The organism is Caloramator quimbayensis, from assembly GCF_900167605.1.
GTDB lineage: Bacteria > Bacillota > Clostridia > Clostridiales > Caloramatoraceae > Caloramator_B > Caloramator_B quimbayensis.
In genome coordinates this window covers 1-25,718 of record NZ_FUYH01000007.1, presented here as the reverse complement: position 1 = coordinate 25,718, position 25,718 = coordinate 1, and the positions used below count along the sequence as shown (strand labels likewise).

Annotated in this window: 25 protein-coding genes; all 25 read right to left on the bottom strand. The window is 32.2% G+C overall.

From position 1 onward, the window contains the following. The 25 genes from ppdK to lepA all read right to left on the bottom strand — a co-directional run bounded on the left by ppdK (position 1) and on the right by lepA (position 25,485). Positions 1-2,637: a pyruvate, phosphate dikinase gene (gene ppdK, locus B5D15_RS05775; protein ID WP_078696177.1), complete on the bottom strand. Its 2,637-nt coding sequence runs from the start codon at positions 2,635-2,637 to the stop codon at positions 1-3. Positions 2,638-2,734: 97 nt separating this feature from the next. After that, complete coding sequence (ccpN, locus tag B5D15_RS05770) at positions 2,735-3,370, bottom strand: transcriptional regulator CcpN (protein ID WP_078696309.1); 636 nt, start codon at positions 3,368-3,370, stop codon at positions 2,735-2,737. A 274-nt stretch (positions 3,371-3,644) separates the two neighbouring features. Beyond that, positions 3,645-4,217: a DUF4342 domain-containing protein gene (locus tag B5D15_RS05765; protein ID WP_078696176.1), complete on the bottom strand. Its 573-nt coding sequence runs from the start codon at positions 4,215-4,217 to the stop codon at positions 3,645-3,647. A gap of 12 nt (positions 4,218-4,229) precedes the next feature. Further along, positions 4,230-4,970, bottom strand: a complete 741-nt coding sequence (gene recO, locus B5D15_RS05760; RefSeq protein WP_179122207.1) for a DNA repair protein RecO — start codon at positions 4,968-4,970, stop codon at positions 4,230-4,232. 19 nt (positions 4,971-4,989) lie between these two features. Continuing rightward, positions 4,990-5,877 carry a GTPase Era gene (gene era / locus B5D15_RS05755; RefSeq protein ID WP_078696174.1) on the bottom strand — a complete coding sequence of 296 codons (888 nt, stop codon included), beginning with the start codon at positions 5,875-5,877 and terminating at the stop codon, positions 4,990-4,992. 3 nt (positions 5,878-5,880) lie between these two features. Further along, positions 5,881-6,279, bottom strand: a complete 399-nt coding sequence (locus B5D15_RS05750) for a cytidine deaminase (RefSeq protein WP_078696173.1) — start codon at positions 6,277-6,279, stop codon at positions 5,881-5,883. A 115-nt stretch (positions 6,280-6,394) separates the two neighbouring features. After that, entirely contained in the window at positions 6,395-7,090 is a 696-nt protein-coding gene (locus tag B5D15_RS05745) for a diacylglycerol kinase (RefSeq protein ID WP_078696172.1), read from the bottom strand. A 3-nt stretch (positions 7,091-7,093) separates the two neighbouring features. Then, on the bottom strand, positions 7,094-7,597 hold the full coding sequence (gene ybeY / locus B5D15_RS05740; RefSeq protein WP_078696171.1) for an rRNA maturation RNase YbeY: 504 nt from the start codon (positions 7,595-7,597) through the stop codon (positions 7,094-7,096). Next, positions 7,584-9,704: an HD family phosphohydrolase gene (locus B5D15_RS05735; RefSeq protein WP_179122206.1), complete on the bottom strand. Its 2,121-nt coding sequence runs from the start codon at positions 9,702-9,704 to the stop codon at positions 7,584-7,586. Before B5D15_RS05735 ends, ybeY begins: the two co-directional genes overlap by 14 nt. Continuing rightward, the gene (locus B5D15_RS05730; RefSeq protein WP_078696169.1) at positions 9,682-10,644 is read right to left on the bottom strand and encodes a PhoH family protein; all 963 of its coding nucleotides are present in this window, start codon (positions 10,642-10,644) and stop codon (positions 9,682-9,684) included. The genes B5D15_RS05735 and B5D15_RS05730 overlap by 23 nt, the downstream gene beginning before the upstream one ends. Before the next feature lie 14 nt (positions 10,645-10,658). Next, on the bottom strand, positions 10,659-11,840 hold the full coding sequence (gene yqfD / locus B5D15_RS05725; protein ID WP_078696168.1) for a sporulation protein YqfD: 1,182 nt from the start codon (positions 11,838-11,840) through the stop codon (positions 10,659-10,661). Between the two features lie 10 nt (positions 11,841-11,850). Next, positions 11,851-12,132 carry a sporulation protein YqfC gene (gene yqfC / locus B5D15_RS05720; RefSeq protein WP_078696167.1) on the bottom strand — a complete coding sequence of 94 codons (282 nt, stop codon included), beginning with the start codon at positions 12,130-12,132 and terminating at the stop codon, positions 11,851-11,853. 106 nt (positions 12,133-12,238) lie between these two features. Further along, positions 12,239-13,339: an NfeD family protein gene (locus B5D15_RS05715; protein ID WP_078696166.1), complete on the bottom strand. Its 1,101-nt coding sequence runs from the start codon at positions 13,337-13,339 to the stop codon at positions 12,239-12,241. Positions 13,340-13,446: 107 nt separating this feature from the next. Then, positions 13,447-13,890, bottom strand: a complete 444-nt coding sequence (locus tag B5D15_RS05710) for a GatB/YqeY domain-containing protein (protein WP_078696165.1) — start codon at positions 13,888-13,890, stop codon at positions 13,447-13,449. A 16-nt stretch (positions 13,891-13,906) separates the two neighbouring features. After that, complete coding sequence (gene rpsU / locus B5D15_RS05705; protein WP_078696164.1) at positions 13,907-14,083, bottom strand: 30S ribosomal protein S21; 177 nt, start codon at positions 14,081-14,083, stop codon at positions 13,907-13,909. 137 nt (positions 14,084-14,220) lie between these two features. Then, positions 14,221-14,562, bottom strand: coding sequence for a histidine triad nucleotide-binding protein (locus B5D15_RS05700; RefSeq protein ID WP_078696163.1), 342 nt, complete (start codon positions 14,560-14,562; stop codon positions 14,221-14,223). A gap of 67 nt (positions 14,563-14,629) precedes the next feature. Further along, on the bottom strand, positions 14,630-15,925 hold the full coding sequence (mtaB, locus tag B5D15_RS05695; protein WP_078696162.1) for a tRNA (N(6)-L-threonylcarbamoyladenosine(37)-C(2))-methylthiotransferase MtaB: 1,296 nt from the start codon (positions 15,923-15,925) through the stop codon (positions 14,630-14,632). Beyond that, on the bottom strand, positions 15,922-16,677 hold the full coding sequence (locus B5D15_RS05690) for a 16S rRNA (uracil(1498)-N(3))-methyltransferase (protein WP_078696161.1): 756 nt from the start codon (positions 16,675-16,677) through the stop codon (positions 15,922-15,924). Before B5D15_RS05690 ends, mtaB begins: the two co-directional genes overlap by 4 nt. A 9-nt stretch (positions 16,678-16,686) precedes the next feature. Continuing rightward, a complete protein-coding gene (gene prmA, locus B5D15_RS05685) occupies positions 16,687-17,628 on the bottom strand; it encodes a 50S ribosomal protein L11 methyltransferase (RefSeq protein ID WP_078696160.1) in 942 nt (313 codons plus the stop codon). 109 nt (positions 17,629-17,737) lie between these two features. Next, complete coding sequence (gene dnaJ, locus B5D15_RS05680; RefSeq protein WP_078696159.1) at positions 17,738-18,898, bottom strand: molecular chaperone DnaJ; 1,161 nt, start codon at positions 18,896-18,898, stop codon at positions 17,738-17,740. 33 nt (positions 18,899-18,931) lie between these two features. Beyond that, positions 18,932-20,749 carry a molecular chaperone DnaK gene (dnaK, locus tag B5D15_RS05675; RefSeq protein WP_078696158.1) on the bottom strand — a complete coding sequence of 606 codons (1,818 nt, stop codon included), beginning with the start codon at positions 20,747-20,749 and terminating at the stop codon, positions 18,932-18,934. A gap of 35 nt (positions 20,750-20,784) precedes the next feature. Continuing rightward, on the bottom strand, positions 20,785-21,387 hold the full coding sequence (grpE, locus tag B5D15_RS05670; protein ID WP_242948697.1) for a nucleotide exchange factor GrpE: 603 nt from the start codon (positions 21,385-21,387) through the stop codon (positions 20,785-20,787). Between the two features lie 42 nt (positions 21,388-21,429). After that, positions 21,430-22,461 (bottom strand): heat-inducible transcriptional repressor HrcA, encoded by a 1,032-nt coding sequence (gene hrcA, locus B5D15_RS05665; protein WP_078696157.1) that lies wholly within the window; start codon positions 22,459-22,461, stop codon positions 21,430-21,432. Between the two features lie 115 nt (positions 22,462-22,576). Then, positions 22,577-23,680 carry a radical SAM family heme chaperone HemW gene (hemW, locus tag B5D15_RS05660; protein WP_078696156.1) on the bottom strand — a complete coding sequence of 368 codons (1,104 nt, stop codon included), beginning with the start codon at positions 23,678-23,680 and terminating at the stop codon, positions 22,577-22,579. Beyond that, positions 23,677-25,485, bottom strand: a complete 1,809-nt coding sequence (gene lepA, locus B5D15_RS05655) for a translation elongation factor 4 (protein WP_078696155.1) — start codon at positions 25,483-25,485, stop codon at positions 23,677-23,679. Before lepA ends, hemW begins: the two co-directional genes overlap by 4 nt. Positions 25,486-25,718: the final 233 nt, after the last annotated feature.

Genomic DNA, 25,718 nt, shown 5'->3' with positions numbered 1-25,718 from the left:
TTATCTTGGATTTTTTACCTGAGCCTGGGCCGCTGCAAGCCTTGCGATTGGAACTCTGAATGGTGAGCATGATACATAGTTAAGTCCAACGTTATGGCAGAATTCAACTGATGAAGGATCTCCTCCGTGCTCTCCGCAGATTCCAAGTTTTATTTCTGGTCTTGTCTGTCTTCCAAGCTCTGCTGCCATTTTTACTAGCTTGCCAACTCCGTTTTGATCAAGTTTTGCAAATGGATCTGATTCAAATATCTTCTTATCATAATAATCATTAAGGAACTTGCCTGCATCATCTCTTGAGAAACCAAAGGTCATCTGAGTTAAATCGTTAGTTCCAAAGGAGAAGAATTCAGCTTCTTTTGCTATTTCATCTGCTGTTAGTGCTGCTCTTGGTATTTCTATCATTGTACCAACCATATATTTAAGGTTTACCCCTTCTTTTGCAATTATCTCATCTGCTGTCTTAACGATTATTTCTTTTACAAACTTAAGTTCCTTTATTTCTCCAACAAGAGGAATCATTATTTCAGGAACTATATTCCAGCCGTGTTTTCTATTTACTTCTATTGCAGCTTCAATAATTGCAGTTGTCTGCATTTCAGCGATTTCAGGATATGAAACTGCAAGACGGCATCCTCTATGACCCATCATTGGGTTGAATTCGTGTAAGCTTTCAACTGTTGCTTTAAGCTCTTCAAAGGTTAGACCCATTGTATTTGCAAGTTCTCTTATATCATCATCCTCTTGAGGCAAGAATTCATGAAGTGGTGGGTCGAGAAGTCTTATAGTTACTGGTCTTTCTTCCATAGCCTCATATATTCCTATAAAGTCTTTCTTCTGCATTGGAAGAAGCTTTGCTAGAGCCTTTCTTCTCTGCTCTTCATTTTTAGCAACAATCATTTCTCTAACTGCAGGAATTCTATCCTCTTCAAAGAACATATGCTCTGTTCTGCAAAGTCCTATACCTTCTGCACCAAATTTAACAGCCTGATGGGAATCTCTTGGTGTATCAGCATTTGTTCTTACCTTAAGCTTTCTTATTTCATCTGCCCATGCCATGAATGTTCCAAAGTATCCTGTAATTTCTGGCTCTACAGTCTTTATCTTCTGGCCATATACTTTACCTGTGCTTCCATCAAGGGATATGTAATCGCCTTCGTTAATTCTAACGCCATTAGCTACGAAATATTTTTCATCTTCGTTAATCTGTATATCTCCGCAGCCAGCAACACAGCATTTACCCATTCCTCTTGCAACAACTGCAGCATGGGATGTCATTCCGCCTCTTGCAGTAAGTATACCCTCAGCAGCAACCATACCTTCTATATCTTCAGGTGATGTTTCAACTCTGACAAGAACTACTTTTTCTCCAACTGCTCTATGCTCTTTTGCTTCTTCAGCTGTAAAGTAAACTTTTCCGCAGCCAGCTCCTGGTGATGCTGGAAGACCTTTTGCTATTTCCTTTGCACTCTTTAATTCTTCTTGGTCGAAAGCTGGATGCAATAACTGGTCAAGCTGCTTTGGATCAACCTTTAATACAGCTTCTTCCTTAGTATTAAGTCCTTCGCTAACCATGTCAACAGCAATTTTTAAAGCTGCAGGAGCAGTTCTCTTACCATTTCTTGTCTGAAGGAAATAAAGTTTTCCCTGCTCTATTGTAAATTCCATATCCTGCATATCTTTATAATGTTTTTCAAGAATATTAGCAATTCTCATAAACTCATTATAGCATTCAGGCATAACATCTTTTAATGTTTCTATGCTCTGTGGAGTTCTGATACCTGCAACAACATCTTCACCCTGTGCATTTATTAAATATTCACCGAATACCTTGTTTTCACCAGTTGCAGGGTTTCTTGTAAATGCAACACCAGTTCCTGATGTTTCACCCATATTTCCAAATACCATCTGCTGAACGTTAACTGCTGTTCCCCAATCTCCAGGTATATCGTTTAATCTTCTATATACGATAGCTCTTGGGTTGTTCCATGAACGGAAAACGGCTTTTACAGCTTCAAAAAGCTGCTCTCTTGGATCAACTGGAAAATCTGTACCTTTTTCCTCTTTGTAAAGCACCTTATATCTTTTTACAACTTCTTTAAGATTTTCAGCAGTTAAGTCAGTATCATATTTTGCACCATTCTCTTCTTTAACTGCATCAAGTATTTTTTCAAATTTGTTCTTATCGATTTCCATAACAACATCGCTGAACATCTGAATAAATCTTCTATAGCTGTCGAAGGCAAATCTTTCATTGTTTGTAAGCTTAGCAAGGCCTACTACTGTTTCATCATTAAGTCCAAGGTTAAGTATTGTATCCATCATACCAGGCATTGAAGCTCTTGCTCCTGAACGTACTGAAACAAGAAGAGGATTTGATGGATCTCCAAATTTCTTTCCTGTAATCTGTTCAAGTTTTTCAAGGTATTCGAATATTTGAGCTTTAATGTCATCCCCTATTTTTTGTCCATCTTCATAATACCTTGTGCAGGCTTCAGTAGTTACTGTAAATCCTTGAGGAACAGGCAATCCAATATTAGTCATTTCAGCAAGGTTTGCACCTTTTCCTCCAAGAAGATTTCTCATACCTGCATTTCCTTCACTAAATAGGTAAACATATTTTTTTGTCTGACCTGTCATTGTATGACCCCCTGTTTATTATTTTATATATTAATTTAATATAGACAACCCACAGGGACATATAAAGTCCCACATTTGAATAAAAAATATAATCTCTTTAACTATTAGAGCCTAATTTAACAAAAAGCTTAGTAATGTTTGTCTTTGATACTTTTCCTGTAATTCTGAAAACCTCTTTACCCTCATCAGTAACAATTTTTTCTATTACAGGAAGGCTGTCGACTTCGTGTTCGATAATCTTCTTTGCTGCTTCATAGGCTGTATCTTCATCAGTAACTGTAATAATATTAGGCATCCTCGTCATAATTACGCCTATTGGAACCTTATGTACATCTGTATTGCCTATTGCGATTTTAAGAAAGTCTTTTCTTGAAACTGCTCCAGTAAGATATCCATTATTAACAACAAATATTGTTCCTACATCATTTAAAAACAGCTGCAGAATAGCATCATAAACCATAGTATCTTCCGTTACTATAACAGGCTTCGTTTTAATATCAGCAACAGTTATTTCCTTAATGTAATCGTATATTATATTATTGCTGCCTTTCTTTGAATACAAATATCCAACCTTAGGCCTCGCTTCAAGAATTCCTGTCATAGTAAGGATAGCAAGATCAGGCCTTAATGCAGCTCTTGTAACCTTTAAGATTTGTGCTATTTGTTCACTTGTTATAGGCTGATTTTTCTTAACAAGTTCGATTATTTCTTCCTGACGCTTTGTAAGTTTTATATAAATCACCTTCTTTGCATAAAATGCAATAAATAATAAATTTTACTATTTATATATTATTATATAAATTGAAGAATTTAAACACAATACTTTTAAAAAAAATATTTTATATATAACATATAATGATTTTAGCTTTACTATATCTTTAAAATTATTTTATTATTTTTTTATTTAAATAATCAAAACTTTTCTTATTATCTATTTTATTTTAAATTGTTTTATTTTTCAACACAATTATTGCGCCAAAAAAAATGAATAAGTCAGTAAAACTGACTTATTCATTATCATTATTATCTTTTTCACCATCAAAAGCATTATTTTTATTTTTAGTAACATTTTCAAACCTTTGTGTTATATCGTCTTTTATGTTATTTACTGCATCCTCAGTTTTATCCTTCATTTCCTCAAACTTTTCTTTTACATCATCATAGGTTTCTTTTACAACTTCATTTACAACGTCTATTTTCCCATCAGGTCTTTCAATCTCTATTACTATCTTAGATGCTACTGCCGCAACAGCTCCTACTGCAATTAAAGCAGGATAGAATATTCCGAGGGCTCCAGCCGCAATTCCAGCTGTAACAGGAATATCTACCAGCACTTTGTTATCCTTTTTTACCTTTATTCTGCTTACATTACCTTTTTTTATTATGTCTTTAATCGTTTCAATCAAGTCATTGCTTGCATTAGCAAAGTTCTGAGTAAAGGATTTTTGATTCTGTTCAAAATCTATTAACGCATCAACAACATTGCCGTTATTCTTTTCGAGAAGCTCCTTTGCCTGTGCGTACCCGACTCCGGTTCTCTGCCTTATTATATCAATTTTTTCAAGGCTTATTTCTTCCATAAAATCATCTCCTTATTTGTTTATTTTATTCATAAGGCTTATACTTTTTAGTTCCTTATCAGTTTGATAGAAAATATATCTTGTCATTATATTTTGGAGGTAGTCAATAGTTTTCTCATCATATTTAATATTTCTCAAATCCTCTAATTTTATGTTTTTTATTATATGTAAATAATTCATAGTTTCTTTATTTATACCATAGTTATACTTATTGTCTTTACAATTCCTGCATACAGTTCCTCCATCTATTATGCTGAAATATCCTTCTGAAATTTTATCGCCGCATTTTAAACACTTTGAAATCTGAGGCATATATCCTCCAATAGATATAGCCTTAAAATCAAAAGTCAGCCTTAAAAGCTTTAAATTTACATCATCATGAGTTAATATATATAATGTTTTTAAAAGTAATGCTAACATGCTTACCGATTTTGCCTCATTTTCAGTAAGGCTGTCAATAAGCTCTAAAAAATATACACCATAGGATAGCTTATCTAAGTCCATAATAATAGACTGGAAGGAATCTATAATGCTGCTTTGGCTTAAAGTATAAAGACTTTTACCTTTATACAGCTGATACTCTCCATAGCAAAAGGGCTGAGTTGAAGCCATAAATTTGCTCTTTGTCTTTCGTGCTCCATGAGAAACAACATCAACCTTTCCAAGCTTATCTGTCAATATAGTAATGATTTTATCACTTTCTCCAAGCTTAATATATTTAAGTACTACTCCTTGTACGTTTATTAGTGACAAAATCATCACCTCCAATTTCTCAATAGCCCAAAGATTTTATCAAAGAAGGATTGTCTCTCCAATCTTTTTTAACTCTTACCCAAAGCTGCAGAAACACCCTGCTTCCAAGAAACTTCTCTATATCAATTCTTGAATCCTGCCCAATCCTTTTAAGCATTCCTCCGCCTTTTCCAATTATAATCGCTTTATGAGTATCCTTTTCGCAGTAGATAGTAGCATCTATATTCGTAACTCCAGTTTCTTTATCATCAAACATCCTTACAATTTCAACTGCAGTTCCATGAGGAACCTCATCTTTTAGATGGTGAAGAAGTTTTTCTCTTATTATTTCAGATATAACAAATCTTTCCGGCTGGTCAGTTATAATATCTGGAGGAAAATATTGAGGACCATATGGAAGATTTGATTTTAAAACCTCAAGCATAGTATTCATATTATTTCCCTTCAATGCGGATATTGGGATTACTTCCCTAAAGTTAAACTCCTTCATATAACATTCTATCGTTTTTGCAATCTCTTCTTTTTTAACCGAATCAACCTTATTTATAATAAGAAATACTGGAACTTTAGCATTCCTTAATTTTTCAATTATATGTCTATCAGAAGGATGTATATCCTCCTGAGGAGTTGTAATAAATAAAACAATATCGACTTCGCTGAGCACGCTATGAGCTGAATTTACCATCTGTTCTCCAAGTTTATGCTTAGGTTTATGTATTCCCGGTGTATCAAGAAAAACTATCTGACAATTATCGCCATTATATATTGCCTTTATATTATTTCTTGTAGTTTGGGGTTTATTTGAAATAATCGATAATTTTTCACCTATTATTCTATTTAATAGCGTAGATTTTCCAACATTTGGTCTCCCAATAATTGCTACAAAACCTGATTTGAATTCAGTCATAAATTATCTCCTTTCCAAATCTTTATTAGTGAATGCATAAGGAAGAAGCTCTGAGAGCTTATGAACTTTATATTCTAATTTTTGATTTGCTACTATAACTTCTAAATTCAACGAAAACTCAGAAAGAACCTGTCTGCATATACCGCACGGATAAGTATAATCGCTGCTGTCAGATATAACAGCTATTTTTGTAAATTTCCTATGCCCCTCTGATAACGCCTTAAATAAAGCTGTCCTTTCAGCACAATTTGTACCTCCATAGGAAGCATTTTCAATATTGCATCCGGTAAATACTTTTCCATCCTCTGTTACAATTGCAGCTCCTACTTTAAAATTAGAATAGGGAGTATATGCATTTTCCTTTGCCGCATTTGCAAGTTTTATTAATTCTATATTATCCATCGTATTCCTCCTTTTATTGTATCATAATATTTTATTATTATTCTATGTAATTTAATCCGCCCTTATATTATAGCATTATTTTCCTTTTTTAAAAATAAAAAGAGGTAAATACCTCTTAGAAAAGTTTAAATATTAATATTGAGACAAGTATACCTATCATAGCACCTACTACAACTTCAAAAACGCTGTGAATTTTTGCATCTACTCTGCTTTGAGCAACAAGAAAAGCTAAAAAATAGCAGAGAGTAATTATAAGGAACTGGTTTGTAACTAATGATATTGAAGTTGCAATTCCAAAGGCAAGAGCACTATGACCGCTTGGCATGCCCCCCCTTAAGGGAGTACCTTCTCCATAAATAGCTTTAATTATTATAGTTATCAATGTAGTAAGTATAAGACATATAAAAACTACGGTTGTATCCGACTGTTTTATTTTCATAAATACAGTTAAAGTAATAGGCTTTAAACGTTCAAAAAAGAGCAGATAACCTACAACTACAGAGTTTATCGCAGCGATAAGGACAGCACCAGCAGCAACGTTTTTTGCAATTTTAGCAAGGGGATGATAATAATTAGCTATCACATCAATTGTAGCTTCTATAGCTGTATTTATCATTTCAAGTACTATTACAAGAGTTATTGTTAGGAAAAGAATAAGTATCTCTGATTTTGAAAAATCAAAAAATAAACTCAGAAGAAGAACTAAAATAGCAATAACAAAATGTATCTTCATGTTGCGCTGAGTTCTGACAGTATAGATAATACCTTCTATTGCATTGTTAAAACTATCTGTTATTTTTTTTATTTTCATGTTTTAATTACTACCCCTTATAAGTCCTAATTTATCTAATATTTTTTCTTCCCTTTCTCTCATAATAATTCTATCGCTATCCTCTTCATGATCATAACCTAAAAGATGAAGTACACTGTGAACTGTTAAAAAAGCAATCTCTCTTTCAATAGAATGGCCGTATTCAATCGCTTGGCTCTGCGCTTTTTGAAGTGATAAAACTATATCTCCAAGAACAGCTTCACCCGTTTCAATATTAAAATCATTAATATCATTTATATCAATATCTTTTTTTTCAAAAAACTTAAAATCAAGCATAGGAAATGACAACACATCTGTCTCTTTATCTATAAATCTATATTCTCTATTAATTTTTTTAATACCATCATTATCAGTTAATATCACATTGATTTCAAAGGGTTTTGTAAATTTTTCAAATTCTAATGCTGTATTAATGCTTTTTTCTATAAGATTTTTTATTTCATCATTAAAATCAATTATATTTTGTCTATTATCAAACTCTATCAATTGTACCTTCTCCTTCCTTTGCTTTATCGTTTAAATCAGGATATTCTATACGATTATGAAATATTCCTATAAGCACTTTAATAAAAGATTTTTTTATAGTTTCAATATCTTTTAATGTAAGATCTGCTTCATTAAGCTGACCATCATTTATCTTATCCTCTATAACCTTTGTTACCATACTTTCTACTTCTAAAATTGTCGGGTTATTAAGGGAGCGAACCGCTGCCTCTACACTATCTGCAAGCATAATTATAGATGCCTCTTTACTTTTTGGTCTTGGTCCCTCATATCTAAACGTCTCTTCTGTTATATCTTCATTTGAATTGTTTGATGCTATTACATAAAAATATTTAACAAGGGTTGTACCATGATGCTGCTGAATTAAGCTTTTTATTGCACCGGGAAGTTTATATTTTTGTGCAAGTTCTATTCCGTCTTTAACATGGGATGTAATAATAAGTGCACTTAGTTTGGGAGTTATCTTATCATGAGGATTATCATTTGTTATCTGATTTTCTTTAAAGAAATAAGGCCTTTTTATTTTACCTATATCATGATAATAAGCTCCTGCCCTTGCTAATAGAGAATTAGCTCCAATTTCATCTGCAGCAGCCTCAGCAAGATTTCCAACAAGTATGCTGTGATGATATGTTCCCGGAGCTTCAAACAATAATCTTTTTAGCAGCGGCTGATTAGGATTAGAAAGCTCTAAAAGTTTAATTGGAGTAATAATATCAAACAATTGTTCAAATACAGGAAGTATTCCTAATGACAGCATCGCTGATAAAATTCCTCCTCCAATAGAAGCAAAGCATTGTATTATAATCTGCGTAATTTCCAGATTGTTATTTATAAAATTGCCTGATAAAGTTATAATACCATTAATTAATCCTGTATATACGCCGCTTATCAAAATATTGTTTCTTTCATGAACATTGCTTATAAATAGTATTCCTGATATCGAACCAACGATATATAAAAGCAGAGGTTCGGTGCTGAAATTTGTAATAAAGGCTATAACAATAACTGATGGAATACTAATAAAAAAGGCAGTAAAAGAATCAAATATAAGGCTCATGAGAATAGCATTCAAAGCCACAGGTATTAAATAACCGGATATTGTATTAATTCCTATTGTAAAAAGAGCGTTTATACATAAGGTTATTGAAATGATTGCTAATTTATTGTTCTCATAGTAAATATTTCTTCTGTATTTGTATAAATAAAATGAAATAATAAGTTCCATGAGTATAATAGTCAAAGCTACTCCTAAATAAAGCCAAATGTCTGTCAGCTTATTTTCCAAAAGCAAACCTGCTTTTCTCATTAAGTAAATATGTCTTGATGTTATAACTTCACCTTTAAGTACTATATTCTGATTCTTCTTATAAATAACTGGCTGCACCTGCTTTTTAGCCTCTTCTTTTAATTCGCTTGTCTGCTGAGAATCAAAATATAGATTAGGTTTTATCAAAGGAATTCCTATTTCTTTGCATATTTTTTTCAGAGAACTTTGCATAGAAGAATTTTCAACATAAAAATTAAAATCATCCTTTGCTCTTTTTATATCTTCTTCATTATTTACCATAATATCCTGAGATAAAATCTTTGATAAACAATTTTGTAAAAAGGACGTAATATTTTCAATTTCTTCATTCTTTAGCTGAATTATTACTTTATAATCCTCATCTTCTAAATTAAAAATAGATGCTGATTTTAATTTATTTATCTTTTCTTCATCTTTATCCTCTGATGATTTAATTTCATTAACTTTTTCAAAAAAATCCCTTACTTTTTTTACTGCATCGTTTTTAATTTCTATATTTTTGCTATATTTATCAGGCACTGATGAAATTGCTTTTTCTATCTTTTCCTGTGTTGAAATATCATCAGTAAAGTCTCTCGGAGCTTTAATATCTGATGGAGCAATATCTCCCTCTTTTAAGCTGTATTTTTTAGGTATTACTCCTATAGAAGATATAAGAAAAAGAATTGCAAAGGTTGTTATAAAAATTACCGCCTTTATGAATTTTGTATTTTTAAATATAGATTTTCCTAAAAATCTTTTGTAGTTTTCCATTTTATCACCTGTCTTTATTAACATCATATTTATCATATGCCTTTATTATTTCCATAACAAGTTTATGCCTTACTACATCCTTATGAGAAAAATAAATAAATTCAATCCCATCTATATCCTTTAAAATTTTTGTTACTTGTTTTAACCCTGAAACTTTCCCTTCACCAAGGTCTATTTGAGTTATATCTCCCGTAACAACAATTCTTGAGCCGTATCCAAACCTCGTTAAAAACATCTTCATCTGCTCAGGAGTTGTGTTTTGAGCCTCATCAAGTATTATAAAACAGTCATCTAAGGTTCTTCCTCTCATATATGCAAGGGGAGCTACTTCTATTATACCTGATTCCATATACTTTTGAAATGTATCAACTCCAAGTATGTCATAAAGTGCATCATATAGCGGCTTAAGATAGGGATTTATTTTTTCTTGAAGATCCCCTGGAAGAAATCCTAATCTTTCCCCTGCCTCAACAGCAGGTCTTGTTAGTATTATCCTGCCAACTTTTTTATCTTTTAAAAATTTAACCGCCATTGCAATTGCAAGATATGTCTTTCCAGTACCAGCAGGACCAATTCCGAATACTATTTCATTTTTCTTAATAGAATCAATATATTTTTTTTGACCAAGAGTTTTGCATTTAACATATTTGCCCCTTGCAGTTACAATAACAACATCATCTATAATCTTTTGAAATTCCTCTGATTTATACTCCATAACAAGACTTATTATATAGTTCACAGTATGCAGATTAATAGTTTCTCCTCTTTTTATAATTTCCAATAATTTAAGTATAGTATCTGTTGCAAGTTCAACATTTCCATCTCCAGTAACCTTTATCTCATTTCCTCTGCTAATAATATTAACATTAAAAGTCTGCTCTATAGCCTTTATATTTTCATCATATTTTCCAAATAAGTTTATGACATCCTCTACTTTGTCTATCTCAATTCTGCTTTCTTTGTCCAATTTTTATCCTCCTTCTATTTAATTGCCTGCATTAGACATATATTTTCTTCAGCAACATACAATAATCTTACCTTTACTTTATTATTTCCCATAGTTTTTTCTATCTTTTTATCTATTATCTTCACATCTTTTGGAAGATACTGCTTAATTTCATTTTCAGCTTCATTTAGAGCAATTTTATAAGCTTCATCATAGTCAATAGTCTTATATTTATAGGCTAACTCATAGTAATATTCAGTAGTCATTTCTACAGGCATCTTTAAAGTACCTATTTTTAGCAGCTTTTTATCTATTATTTTATCATATTTTTGAAAGTCAATGTTATCATTTTTTAAATATATTTTTTTATCATTTATATTATAGTAAACTTTTTTACATACTCTTCCTGTTCTCTCTTCATATTTATAATTTAAGTCTATTTCTTTAACTGATTCATACCATGTTTTTGCAGTTACATCGCCAATAGCATGAACTAATCTTACTGGTAAATTTTGATTATCAGTCAATATGCCAGAAATTAGAATCTGGCCTTTTTTAACATAATCACCCTCCTTTATTAGAGACTTTCCCATATAAGTTGATACTTTTAATATAATTCCATCCTTTGCAGCTATTATATTCATAGGTTCATTTAAGTTCAATATTGAAGGAGGCATTTTTCTCTCAACGACTTCAATTCTGACTTTAGTTCCCTCAAGTCTTATAGTTACAACGGAAAGCTCCTTAATATCCTTTAATATTGAATCTTCTATGTCTCTAATATTAAGTTTATACTTTAAATTTCCTTCCTTAAGCCCCGCATTTTTTGCAGATTCATATATAAGCTTTGAATCAACAGTTTTATTGCCGCTTATTTCGATTTGCCAAATTATATTAAGCATATAAATAATTATTGCTAAAAATACACCTATGCCTAATATAAAAATTTTTCTTCTTAATGCCTTTTTATATATAAAATGTATACCTGTTTTTTTTATTATTTTTACTTTTACTCCTGTTTTTTTAACTACCTCTCTCAACATTCCATATTGATAATATCTCATTTTAAAAAGGGTGGTTGTAAAATCGATTCTTTCAACATCCCAAAGATTAATTCCATTATTAACAGCCATGTTTATAAATTTTTCAGTATTAAGCCCCTCTGCTTTTACGATGATATATCCATTAATAAATTCCATAGAATTTTTTTTACTCATACTCTGCACCTCAATAAATGAATTCGATACCGTCGAATATTCCCTTAATAGTTATATATTCCTGATTTATTTCTTTAATTTCTAAGTCTTTACCAGAAATTTTTATTATTCCGCATCCTGAATTAATTCTTAATATGTTCTGAGAGTATTCTATTATTCCTTTATGATTTTCAATCGTTATTTCAATATTGCCTGTCATTTTTATATTTGGCACTCCAAAGGATACATCTTTGGGTATATCCAAAGATTCTGATAATCTGCTTTTAAAATTATTAATATTATTTTTTTGCATATAATATCCTCAAATAATTTCTTTACAATATAATTATGCTGTTTTTCTTTTTAAAATAACAAAAGGGCTGCAAACAGCACCCTTTTATAAAATACTAATATTTAAATTAATTAATCAGCTTTTTACGTCTCAATTTAAAAATTATATTCGTTAATAATTCTGATTCATTTATATATTTTATAATTATATATGAATCGATTATGTAAACTAAAATCGATGCAGAAAGAAAAATTATTCCCTGCCTTAAATCCCTTGAAAAGAGTATTGAAGTACATAAACAAACAAACCCAAAAGTACCTATAAATTTATATTTTTTATAATAATTTTTTACTGAAAGCAATATAAACCCTGCAATAAAAAGTACAAAGGTCCACCAAACAGTATTTCCTGAGAGTATGCTGCCAGTAAAATAAATAGAAATACCTAATACTCCTAAGGTGCCTAATATCTTATAGGATTTAATAGAACTTTCAAGCAAAACAAAGGTAATACCAAAAAGAAGCAGAAGCATTGCATAATATGGATTTGAAATAATTTCTGATAATTTTACTTTAATATCCTTTTGTGCATAAAAAATTCTTTTTCCTCTGTATACGCTGTTTATAAGCTCATCCATGTTATTTACTACTCCGTCACAATAGCCGAATTCTTTGGCTTTTTTTGCTGAAAGATTTAAAAGTTCTCCTTTTATCTTTAAATTAGGAATAGAAGTGCTATAATCAGCCATCGATAGGGCTATATCTCCTTTTCTTCCTGTAGATTCTGCCTGATTTTTCAAAATAGAATTCCACAGGGAAATATTATAATTGTTAGTTGAAAGTAAAAAGGCATTACCTATAGTTGCATCTTTAGCCATATATATTTTATGACTTGATAATGCAATAATAACTCCAGCTGATTCAGTTTTGCTTTTTATATAAGAATAAATTTTGAAAGATTTTCTGTTGTTTATTATTATTTCCTGAATTTTAATTGCATCCTTTAATCGTCCTTTTGAAGTATCCAAGTCGAGAATAACAATTTCACAGTTTAAATCCTTTGCCGTTTTAAATTGATTAGAAACAAAAGCTGAAACTGCTGGGCCTATTTCTCCTTTGATTGGAATTATGTATACTCCTTTATCTGAAGCCACTGCTTTGTGATTTATAATAAAAAAAATCAAAAATAAAAATATGTTAAAAAGATTGAGCAGTGTTCTTTTTTTCAAAAGCATCACCTCTTAACATATTTTAACATATTTTGTATTTTGTGTACATATACTTATATTTACTTTGATAAGAGAAGAAAATTAAAAAGACCCGTAATCGGGTCTTATTATTGTAAAATCTGTCTTACTATTTCATTTATAAGCTTTCCATCAGCTCTTCCTTTGACTTTTGGCATTATTGCTGCCATTACTTTTCCTATCTCTTTTACACTTGTAGCATTTACCTCTTTCACAGCACTTTTAACAATTTCAATCAGTTCTTCTTTAGATAACTGCTGAGGAAGGTATTCAAGCAAAATCTCTATTTCTCTTTCAGTCTGCTGAACAAGATCCTGCCTGTTCCCTTTTTCAAACTCAAGGATTGAATCCCTTCGTTGTTTAACTTCCTTAGATAGGACAGCAATTACACCTTCATCATCAAGTTTTGAGCCGTCAGCTTTTTCAGCCTGAAGTACAGCAGCTCTTGCCATACTAATTACATTAGACCTGAAACTGTCTTTATTTTTCATAGCAGTTTTCCAGTCTTCCTGTAACCTATCCTTGAGAGACATGACTACCCTTCTTTCGTTATTTAAACTTTCTCTTCCTTGCAGCTTCAGATTTTTTCTTTCTCTTTACGCTTGGTTTTTCATAGTGTTCTCTCTTTCTAACCTCTGCAAGGACTCCAGCTCTTGCACACTTTTTCTTGAATCTACGGAGTGCACTATCAATTGATTCATTTTCTCCAACTCTGATTTCTGACACCTGTTCTCCCTCCCTCCGCTATTTTCAATTATGCATAATTTTAAGATCAAGTGCTGTGAAGTTCGTACTTTATTAGTACCTATTATATTATATATTATATGTGTAAATACTGTCAATAAATAATACTAAATTCTTCATCAACCTGGAGGCCACTGCATATCTCTTCCACCTAAAAGATGAAAATGCAAATGAGGTACTGTCTGTCCTCCGTCTTTCCCGCAGTTATTAACAATTCTAAATCCACTTTCGCTAATTCCTAAATCCTTTGCTATTTTTTTAGCTGTTAAGATTATATGTGATACTATGAGAGCATTATTTTCATCAATCTCTCTTACTGATTCAATGTGCTCCTTTGGAATAATTATAATATGTACAGGAGCTTCGGGATTAATATCCTTAAAAGCCACAACTTTTTCATCTTCGTAAACTTTAGCTGAAGGAATTGTTCCTTCTACAATTTTACAAAATATACAATCCATTGTTTTCACCTCCATTCATAATATTTTATTCAACATAAAATATTATTTTCCTTCTTTTAATTTCAATCTATTTTATTATTTCTCCTACAGCCATATTCTTTAAATTCTCTATCAATCTTACATTTAATATTTTATCCCTAATTTCTTCATCAGAATTGACCATAACCCTTATATAGTTGGTAGTATATCCATAAAATTTATTATCATTTCCTTCTTCAAACAAAACCTTCATTTCCTTATTTATAAATCTTTCAATAAAACTTCTTTCTAATTCTTCATCGAGTTTTATTAGTTTTTCGCTTCTTTCTTCTTTTATAGATGCAGGTACTTGATTGGGAAGTTTTTCAGCCTTTGTGCCATGTCTTGTACTGTATTTAAAAACATGCATCTTTGATAATTTTATATCTTTTAAAAATTCATAGGTAGTATTAAACTCTTTTTCAGTTTCCCCTGGAAATCCTACAATAACATCAGTTGTTATTGATACCCCGTCGATAAACTCACGAAGCCTATTGACTATATCTTTATACTGATACGTTGTATATTTTCTGTTCATTCGCTTTAAAGTTTCATCACATCCGCTTTGAAGGGATAGATGAAAGTGGTTGCAAAGTTTTTCTACCATACTTAAACGCTTAATCCTATCATCTGTAAAAAAGGTCGGATCAACTGAACCTATTCTTATACGTTCAATACCATCGATGCTGTTAATTTGTTCAATCAAATCAACAAGATTTATATTTCCTAAATCCTTTCCATAGGAAGCAACATGAATTCCAGACAATATGATTTCCTTAAATCCATTTAGGGCTAAATTGTTGACCTCTTTTATTACCGAATTTGGATTTTTACTTCGAACCGGCCCCCTTGCATAAGGAATTAAACAATATGAGCAATACCTGTCACAGCCATCCTGTATTTTTAAAAATGCCCTCGTCCTTTCCTGATACTCATCGATTTCCATTTCTTCAAAGTCTCTTATATTCATTATATTATCAACATGTTTTATTTGCTTTTCTTCTTTTAAAAATTCCTCAACTAATTTAGGTATTTTAACTTTGTCAGATGTCCCTACAACAACGTCTACCCCCTCAATAGATGCAACCTCGTCGGGAGATACCTGCGAATAGCATCCCGCTGCAACAACGACTCCCTTAGGATTTTGTTTTTTTGCCTTTCTAAGCATGTTCCTTGATTTTTTGTCACCTACGTTTGTTACAGTACATGTATTTATAACATATACATCAGCATAATCATCAAAGTTTACTATTTCATATCCTTCCTTTAAAAAAGCCTCAGCTATTGCCTCGGTTTCATATTGATTTACTCTGCATCCGAGTGTATAAAAGGCAACTTTTTTCATCTGCTTCCTCCCATATCACAAGCTTCATATAAAACTATTGTAGAAGATACAAATCCTGCAGTTTCTGTTCTTAATATTCTCGGTCCTAAAGTTACAGGCACAATGCCATTTTCTATGCAGATTTTTATCTCCTCATCCTCAAATCCTCCTTCAGGGCCTATAAATATTCCTGCATTATTAAAGCTTTGTTTTTCTTTTAACAAATCTTTAAAATCCTTAACTTTTTCATTTTCATAGGGTATTACTGATACATCCATTCCTTTTAACTTTTCAACAGCATCTTTAAATTCTATTGGTTCTAAAACATCAGGAATAATTCCCCTGTCGCTCTGTTTTGCCGCCTCCATGGCTATTCTGTTCCATCTTTCAATTTTTGCTGATATATCTTTGCTTTTAATATCTACGACAACCCTTTTAGTTATTACTGTCTGTATGGTGCAAACTCCTATCTCAACACATTTTTGCACAATCAAATCCATCTTTTGAGCCTTAGGAAGGGCTTGAAATAAAGTAATTTTTACTTTTGGTTCTGTCTCATTTTTAAATTTTTCAGCTATACTGCATGTAACGCTTTTTTTATCAAAGGTTTCAATAATACTGATATATTCATTTCCATTTCCATCTGATATTTTTATACTCTCGCCGCATCTTAACCTAAGAACCTTTGTAATATGGTTTACATCCTCACCTGTAATTATAATCCTATTATTTTTATAATCTATATTTTCACTACTTATGAAAAACTTATGCATAAATCCTCCTTAGTTAACCTTTGCAGATATTGCAACCCATTCTCCCATCTGTTTTATGTCGCAGATATTAAAGTTAGATTTATTAAACTTCTCAATAATATCCTGCTTTCTATCCTGAATAATACCTGATACTATAAAAATACCGCCTTCTTTTAAAAACGGCTTTATAGTATCGGCTAATTTTAATATAATATCAGCTATAATATTAGCTACAATAACATCAGCTTTTCCCTCAACAACATCCGTTAAATTCCCTAATCTTATTTTAACGTTGCTGACATTATTATACTGTATGTTTTCTCTTGCGGCATCAACAGCAACTTCATCTATATCAACTCCAATAACTTTTCCTGCTTTAAGTTTTGATGATGCTATTGATAGTATGCCTGAGCCAGTACCTATATCGAATACTGTATCTCCTTCTTTTATGTATTTTTCAAGAAGCTCAATACACATTATAGTCGTCTCATGAGTTCCAGTTCCAAAGGCCATTCCAGGGTCAAGTTCTATGATTATTTCATCATCTTTAGGGCTGTATTCCTCCCATTTAGGTTTTATAACTATGTTTTTGCCTATTTTCGTAGTTCTATAATATTTTTTCCAAGAGTTAGCCCAGTCTTCCTCAAAAACAACATTTGTTACTATTTTTCCCTCTCCAACATCTATTCCCATATCAATTAATTCTTTTATTTTATTATTTATGTACTCAACAATCTTATCTATATCATCATCCTGACTGAAATACCCCTTTACAACTGCTGCACTGTCTTTATATTCTAAAATAGAAACATCTGCAAAATCCCAGCTCATCTCTCCCTGATTTCTGTTTATTATATCATTAGGATCCTCTATTGCAACACCTTTTACATCAAGACCATAGAATATTCCTGATATAGGTTCAACAGCTGCGCTGCTTGTTATAAGTTTTACTTCTATCCATTTTCCCTTCACACTCTTCATCCTCTCTTTTTTTTATTAATTATACTACAATATTTATATTGTGTAAAAATATACAACTAAAAAGGTCAGATGCAGCATTTCTTTACATCTGACCTTTTTATTATCCTCCAAAGGCATCTTTGAATTTATCCACAAAGGATTTTTTACTTTCTTTAGTATCCTCTCCAAATTCAGCAGCAAGTTTTTGAAGAAGTTCCTTTTGTTTATCAGTTAATTTTTTAGGAATTTCAACCTTTAATTCTGCAAAAAGATCTCCTCTTCCTGTTCCTCTAATCCTTGTTATTCCCTTACCTTTTAATTTTACGATGGTCCCTGGCTGAGTTCCTGGAGAAATAGTATACTTTTCTTCTCCCTCAAGGGTTGGAATAGTAATTTCTCCTCCAAGTATTGCCTTTATAAAGGAAACAGGTGTCTCACAAATTATATCAAAGCCTTTTCTTTGAAATAACTTATGAGGTTTAACTCTTATATTTATATATAAATCCCCTGGCGGTCCTCCTTTAAGTCCCTTTTCACCTTCACCTCTTAGAGGAATAGTATTTCCAGTATCTACTCCTGCAGGGATGTTTATAGATATTATTTTCTTTTTTCTTATTTTCCCTTTTCCACCACAGTCAGGACATGGAGTTTCTATAATTCTTCCTTCTCCATAACATCTGTCACAGGTAGTTACGTTTACAAAACTGCCAAAGGGAGTGTTTCTTTGCATTTTAATCTGACCTGTTCCATTACATTTTGGACATGTCTTTGGAGTTGTGCCAGGTTTTGCTCCCGTACCATGGCATTTTTCACAGGTTTCATACCTGAATATTTCAATATCCTTTTTAACTCCAAAGGCTGCCTCTTCAAAGGTTAAATCGAGATTATACTCTAAATCAGCACCTCTTTGAGGGCCATGCTTTTGCCTTCTTCCTCCAAAAACATCTCCAAATATATCTCCAAATATATCTGAAAATCCTTCAAAACCTCCAAAACCGCCAAAGCCTGATGCGTCAAAGCCTCCAAAACCTCCCTGCCCATTAAAGTCAACAGTTCCGAATTGATCATACTGTGCTCTTTTCTGCGGGTCAGAAAGGACTTGATAAGCCTCATTTATTTCCTTAAACTTTTCTTCAGCATTTTTATCTCCAGGGTTTTTATCAGGATGATATTTAAGTGCAAGCTTTCTAAAGGCTTTCTTTATATCCTCATCTGATGCATTCTTTTCAACTCCAAGTATTGCATAATAATCCTTCGCCAATAGCTTCACCACCTTCCGCATACAGATAGGAGGGACTGTAATCCCTCCTTAATACTATTTATCGTCCTTTACATCGTAGTCTGCATGAATATCGTTGGGATTTGCGCTGTCTTGTGGATTACCCTGTGCATTTCCTCCTGCCTGCTGATATATTCTTGAGGAAATATCATAGAATTTTTGAGTAAGTTCATCTGTTGCACTCTTTATAGCTTCAGTATCTGTACCATTTAGTGCATCCTTTACCTTCTTTAATTTTTCTTCTATTTCTGTCTTATCCTGAGGTGAAATTTTTCCTTCAAGATCCTTTAATGTCTTTTCAGTCTGATAAACTATTGAATCAGCATTGTTTCTAACTTCTATTTCTTCTTTTCTCTTTCTATCTTCCTCAGCGTATTTTTCAGCTTCCTTAACTAATTTATCTATTTCATCATCTGAAAGATTTGTTGAAGCAGTAATAGTTATATTAGCTTCCTTGCCTGTTCCTAAATCCTTTGCTGAAACGTGAACTATTCCATTAGCATCTATATTAAAGGTAACCTCAATCTGTGGTATTCCTCTTGGAGCTGGTGGAATTCCAGATAAAGTAAATCTTCCAAGAGTCTTATTATCCCTTGCCATAGGTCTTTCACCCTGAAGAACATGTATTTCAACGGATGTCTGACCATCAGCTGCAGTTGAGAAGATTTGGCTCTTTCTTGTTGGTATAGTTGTATTTCTTGGTATTAAAGTTGTAAACACACCTCCGAGTGTTTCAATTCCAAGGGATAGAGGTGTTACATCAAGAAGAAGTACATCCTTTACCTCTCCTTTTAATACTCCTGCCTGTATTGCAGCTCCTACTGCAACGCATTCATCTGGGTTTATACCCTTTGTAGGCTCTTTTCCTGTAAAATTCTTAACGAGTTCCTGAACTGCTGGTATTCTTGTGGAACCTCCAACTAAAACAACTCTGTCTATCTGATTTATTTCAAGTCCTGCATCCCTTAAAGCATTTTTCATAGGCTCTAATGTTGCTTGAACAAGATCAGAGGTTAATTCATTAAATTTAGCCCTTGTTAATGTAACATTAAGGTGCTTAGGTCCTGTTGCATCTGCAGTTATAAATGGAAGATTTATTTCTGTAGATAAAGAAGTTGATAACTCAATTTTAGCCTTTTCTGCAGCTTCCTTTAACCTTTGCATTGCCATTTTATCGCTTCTTAAGTCAATTCCGTTTTCAGCCTTAAAAGTATCGCAAAGATAATCCATTATCTTCTGGTCAAAATCGTCTCCTCCAAGATGTGTATTACCATTTGTTGATTTTACTTCAAATACTCCATCTCCAATTTCAAGTATAGAAACGTCGAAAGTTCCTCCTCCAAGGTCGTATACAAGGATTTTCTGATTTTTATCCATTTTGTCAAGTCCATAGGCAAGTGAGGCTGCTGTAGGTTCATTTATTATTCTCAAAACTTCAAGACCTGCTATTTTTCCTGCATCCTTTGTTGCCTGCCTCTGGCTGTCATTAAAATATGCAGGAACTGTAATAACAGCTTCAGTAACTGGTTCCCCGAAGTAGCTTTCTGCATCTGCCTTAAGCTTTGCAAGTATCATTGCAGATATTTCCTGCGGAGTATAAGCTTTACCATCAATATTTACTTTATAATCAGTTCCCATATGCCTTTTAATTGACATTATTGTCCTGTCAGGATTAGTTATAGCCTGTCTTTTTGCTACCTGTCCTACTATTCTCTCACCATTAGGTTTAAAAGCAACAACAGAAGCTGTAGTTCTAGCACCTTCAGAGTTTGGTATAACTACAGGTTCTCCTCCTTCCATAAATGCCATACATGAATAAGTAGTACCAAGGTCGATACCTATTACTCTTCCCATAATTCTCTTCCTCCTTCATATTATTAAACTATTTGTTAATTAGCTACTTTAACCATGCTGTAACGTAGAATTTTGTCTTTATATTTATATCCTTTTTGCAGGACTTCAATTACTTCGTTTTCTCCAAAGCTTTCATCTTCAACATGCATTACTGCATTATGAAGTTCCGGGTTGAATTTTTCCCCCAAAGCATTTATTTCTTCTATATTCATTTTTGCCATTATATCCTTAAATAATTTTACAACCATTTTAATGCCTTCAATAAGGCTTTGATTTTCATTATTATACTCTAATGCCCTCTCAAGATTATCAAACACAGGTAAAATATTCTTTACTGCATCCATAATGCCGTCATCGTATATGCTTTCTTTTTCTTTATTAGTTCTCTTTCTATAGTTGTCAAAATCAGCCATTGTTCTTTTAAGAATATCGATATATTCATTTACCTGTTTTTCTTTTTCTTCATATTTTTTTTGAAGCTCATTATATAGATTTTCATAATCAGGCGCTTCATCATTTTTATCATTTTCCTGAGACTGCTGCTCTTTTTCTAATTCATTTAAATCTTCATTAAAATTCTTATCATTTATTTCTTCATTCATATTAGAATTATTATCAGCAGTCTCGACCTTATTCACAAAATTCTCATCCGCCACTTTATCACCTTCTAACAAATTATTTTATTCATCTAATTGATTTTTAAGTATATAATTTAATGTATCTGTTAGATACTTTAATATACCGATTACCTTTGCATAGTTCATCCTCGTTGGACCTATAACTCCAATCTTCCCTAAGGTTTTATCCCCTATTTTATATGAAGCCTTTACAATGCTGCAATCTTTAACTTCATCATATATATTTTCTTTGCCAATGGAAACAGTTATATTGCTGTCATCCTCTGAAAAAATATCAAGAAGTTTTTCTTTATGTTCAAGAAGGGAAAGAAAATTTTTAGCTTTTTCTATATCGTTATATTCGGGATAATGGAATATGTTAGTAGTACCATCAAGGAATATATCGCAGTCAAAGGACTTAAGGCTTTCATTGAGTACAGGTATTATAGAATTTAATATTTCATTATATCCCTTCATTTCAAGCTGTATTGAAGATATAACGGATAAATCAATATCTTCAATAGTTAATCCTGTAAGCTTTTCATTCAGCATATTGTTTATTGCTGTTAAAGTATTGCTTGATATAGGTTTAGGAATTTTAATTTTGCAATGTCTCACTATTCCTGTATCGGTTACTATTACAGCTATAATATCTGTAAGGCTCATCTGTATCAGCTGAATAGATTTTACAGAACTTTTCTTTACCGATGGAGATAGTACGGCAGAGGTATATTGGGTTATACTTGATAAAACTTTTGAAATCTGCTTAATAATATTATCGATTTCATCTATTGTAGTTCTATCAAAAAAGTTTCTGACTGCTTCTATCTCATAACTTGAAGGTCTTTGCAGTTCCATAAGCTCATTTACAAAAAACCTGTATCCTTTATCAGAAGGGATTCTCCCTGCAGAAGTATGAGGCTGTTCAAGATATCCAAGTTCCTCAAGGTCAGCCATTTCATTTCTAATAGTTGCAGAGCTGATTCCCATCTCATATTTTTTAGCAATCGTTCTTGAGCCAACTGGTTCTGCTGTATCTATATAGTCTATTATAACTGCCCTTAGGATAGTTCTTTTTCTATCACCTAAACTCATACTCCCACTTCCTTTTTGTTAGCACTCTAATGTATTGAGTGCTAATTATTACGATAATAAAATATCACTATTGAATAATTTTGTCAATATCCCCACTATTTTTTATTTAAATTTTCTACTTCAAAAAATTTATAAAAACTTGATTAGAAATATCTATTCCTTTGTCTGTAAGCATAATATTTTTCCCATCATCAATTATGAGATTTTTTTGTTTAAGAATATTAATTTTATCTCCATAAACATCATACACATCTTTATTAAATCTTTTTAAAAATCTTTCTTTTTCTATTCCTTTTGTCATTCTAAGCCCCATAAACATAAATTCAGACATCTCATCATAGGTTTCAATTACTTCACTTTCCTCTATAGCATTCCTTAAATAAATCCCTTCAATATATCTATCTATGTTTTTATAATTTGAAAATCTTTTATTTTGAACATAAGAATGAGCCCCTGCCCCAACTCCTATATATTCTTCATCCATCCAGTAAGTTATGTTATGGCTGCATTCATATCCTTCCTTTGAAAAGTTAGATATTTCATATCTTTTAATACCTTTTTTATTTAGAGATTCAACAGCATAATAATACATTTGCCTTTCAGTATCCTCATCTATTAATGTAAGCTGATTTTTTTCATACATTTCATAATAAAGCGTGCCTTCTTCTATTATAAGGCTGTAGCATGATACATGACTTGGGTTCAGTTTCAATACATTTTCAATAGTTTGAACCCAGTTACTCATAGTTTGATTTGGAATTCCAAACATTAAGTCTATGTTTATATTGCTAAATCCAATTTTTTTAAGCATTTCATAGCTAATTAAAAAATCCTCGACTCTATGGATTCTTCCAAGTCTTTCTAAAAGATTATTCTGCCATGCCTGAAGTCCAATAGAGATTCTGTTTACTCCGTATTCTTTCAATATCCTTGCCTTCTGGTCATCTAATGTACCTGGATTTGTTTCAACCGTAAACTCATCGGCATTAAACTTTTTAAGTTCACTAAGAAGTTTTTTAAGGTTTGATATAGATAAAATGGTGGGAGTTCCCCCACCAATAAATATTGTTTTAAATTTTGACTGATTTATTCTTTTAATTTCTGTTAAAAGAGCTTTAATATAATCATCCTGTATATCTAATCTTACATAGGAGTTAAAATCACAGTAAAGACATTTTTTTTTGCAAAAGGGTATATGAACATATAATGAATTTATCATTGTTCCACCTTCAATACAGACATGAATGCTTCCTGTGGAACCTCAACAGTTCCAATCTGCTTCATTCTCTTCTTTCCTTCTTTTTGCTTTTCAAGAAGCTTTTTCTTTCTCGAAATATCTCCTCCATAACATTTTGCAAGAACGTCTTTTCTTAACGCTTTAATGGTTTCTCTTGCGATTATCTTTGAACCTATTGCAGCCTGAATTGGAATTTCAAACTGCTGTCTTGGTATAACTTCTTTAAGTTTTTCAGCTATAGCTCTTCCCCTGTAATAAGCTCTTTCCTCTGGTACTATTTGCGATAGAGCATCTACTATATCTCCGTTTAATAGAATATCAAGCTTTACAAGTTCAGATTTTTTATATCCTGAAAATTCATAATCGAGGGATGCATATCCCTTTGTTCTCGATTTTAATGCATCAAAAAAGTCATATATTATTTCATTTAAAGGCATTTCATAATGAAGCATGACTCTTGTAGTTTCAAGATACTCCATATTTTTGAAAGTACCTCTTCTTCCTTGACACAGCTCCATTACAGCTCCTACAAAATCGTTAGGACATATTATAGACGCATTTACAATAGGCTCCTGCATATAATCAATCTCTGTAGGCGATGGCATATTCGTCGGGTTTGTAAGCTCAATAACATTTCCATTTGTCAGTATTATTTTATATATAACGCTCGGCGCTGTAGTTACAAGATCGAGGTTATATTCTCTTTCAAGCCTTTCCTGAACTATCTCCATATGCAAAAGCCCAAGAAAACCGCATCTGAATCCAAAACCTAAAGCTACTGATGTTTCAGGTTCAAAGGTCAAAGCAGCGTCATTCAGCTGAAGCTTTTCAAGAGCTTCTTTTAATTCTTCATATTTAGAGCTGTCAGCAGGATAAAAGCCGCTGTACACCATAGGAACCGCAGGTCTATATCCAGGAAGAGGCTCTTTTGCCATCCTTTCCGCTTCAGTTATAGTATCTCCAACTCTTGCATCTCTTACATTTTTAATACTTGCTGTAATATAGCCTACATCTCCAGCTTTAAGTTCATTAACCTCCATAAAGCTTGGCCTAAATATACCTACCTCCGTCACTTCATATTCTTTTCCTGTCATCATAAGTTTTATTCTTGTACCTTTTTTAACTGTTCCGTCCTTTATTCTAACGTAGCAGACAACTCCCTTATATGGATCATATATACTGTCAAAAATCAATGCTTTTAATGGTCCTTCTATATAGCCGTCTGGAGCAGGTATTTTTTCAATTACAGCCTTTAAAACTTCTTCAATTCCTATTCCAACCTTTGCTGAAATCAATGGAGCATCTGAGCAGTCAAGACCAATTATATCTTCTATCTCTTTTTTAACTTCATCAGGTCTTGCACTTTGCAAATCTATTTTATTTATAACAGGAACTATTTCAAGATTATGATCAAGGGCAAGATAACAGTTTGCTAATGTCTGTGCCTGTATACCCTGAGTTGCATCAACAACAAGTATAGCGCCTTCGCAGGCTGCAAGGCTTCTTGAAACCTCATAATTAAAGTCTACATGGCCTGGGGTATCAATAAGATTTAAAATATACTCATCACCTTTAGAATCAGAATAAACAAGCCTTACTGCCTGTGATTTTATTGTTATTCCTCTTTCTTTTTCAAGTTCCATTGTATCAAGAACCTGATCTTCCATTTCACGTTTCGTCAGGGTACCTGTTGCTTCAATAAGCCTGTCTGCCAAAGTCGATTTCCCATGGTCTATATGAGCTATTATACAAAAGTTTCTAATCTTTTCTTGTCTTTTGCTTGTCATACAATTCCTCCTACCTATTCATGTGTAGAAATTTTATATCTCCTATATTATAAACATTTTAAACTTATAATAAATCAAAGTAAATTATAACATATATTTTATCTTCTATGTCAATAAAAAAACATTTTTATTCATAATCGGGTCTTTGACAGTTGCAATACAAAAAAAGTGCCTTAAAGCCTTGATACAGGCTTATTTTTTTGTCAAATTTTAAATTTTCATAGTGCACAATG

Coding starts and splice junctions, on each gene's coding strand:
- ppdK (WP_078696177.1), bottom strand. CDS start 2,637: ATGACAGGTCAGACAAAAAAATATGTTTACCTATTTAGTGAAGGAAAT.
- B5D15_RS05765 (WP_078696176.1), bottom strand. CDS start 4,217: ATGGAAGAAATAAGCCTTGAAAAAATTGATATAATAAGGCAGAGAACC.
- era (WP_078696174.1), bottom strand. CDS start 5,877: ATGACTGAATTCAAATCAGGTTTTGTAGCAATTATTGGGAGACCAAAT.
- B5D15_RS05750 (WP_078696173.1), bottom strand. CDS start 6,279: ATGGATAATATAGAATTAATAAAACTTGCAAATGCGGCAAAGGAAAAT.
- B5D15_RS05745 (WP_078696172.1), bottom strand. CDS start 7,090: ATGAAAATAAAAAAAATAACAGATAGTTTTAACAATGCAATAGAAGGT.
- B5D15_RS05735 (WP_179122206.1), bottom strand. CDS start 9,704: ATGATGTTAATAAAGACAGGTGATAAAATGGAAAACTACAAAAGATTT.
- yqfD (WP_078696168.1), bottom strand. CDS start 11,840: ATGAGTAAAAAAAATTCTATGGAATTTATTAATGGATATATCATCGTA.
- yqfC (WP_078696167.1), bottom strand. CDS start 12,132: ATGCAAAAAAATAATATTAATAATTTTAAAAGCAGATTATCAGAATCT.
- B5D15_RS05710 (WP_078696165.1), bottom strand. CDS start 13,890: ATGTCTCTCAAGGATAGGTTACAGGAAGACTGGAAAACTGCTATGAAA.
- B5D15_RS05700 (WP_078696163.1), bottom strand. CDS start 14,562: ATGGATTGTATATTTTGTAAAATTGTAGAAGGAACAATTCCTTCAGCT.
- mtaB (WP_078696162.1), bottom strand. CDS start 15,925: ATGAAAAAAGTTGCCTTTTATACACTCGGATGCAGAGTAAATCAATAT.
- B5D15_RS05690 (WP_078696161.1), bottom strand. CDS start 16,677: ATGCATAAGTTTTTCATAAGTAGTGAAAATATAGATTATAAAAATAAT.
- dnaJ (WP_078696159.1), bottom strand. CDS start 18,898: ATGCGGAAGGTGGTGAAGCTATTGGCGAAGGATTATTATGCAATACTT.
- dnaK (WP_078696158.1), bottom strand. CDS start 20,749: ATGGGAAGAGTAATAGGTATCGACCTTGGTACTACTTATTCATGTATG.
- hrcA (WP_078696157.1), bottom strand. CDS start 22,461: ATGAGTTTAGGTGATAGAAAAAGAACTATCCTAAGGGCAGTTATAATA.
- hemW (WP_078696156.1), bottom strand. CDS start 23,680: ATGATAAATTCATTATATGTTCATATACCCTTTTGCAAAAAAAAATGT.
- lepA (WP_078696155.1), bottom strand. CDS start 25,485: ATGACAAGCAAAAGACAAGAAAAGATTAGAAACTTTTGTATAATAGCT.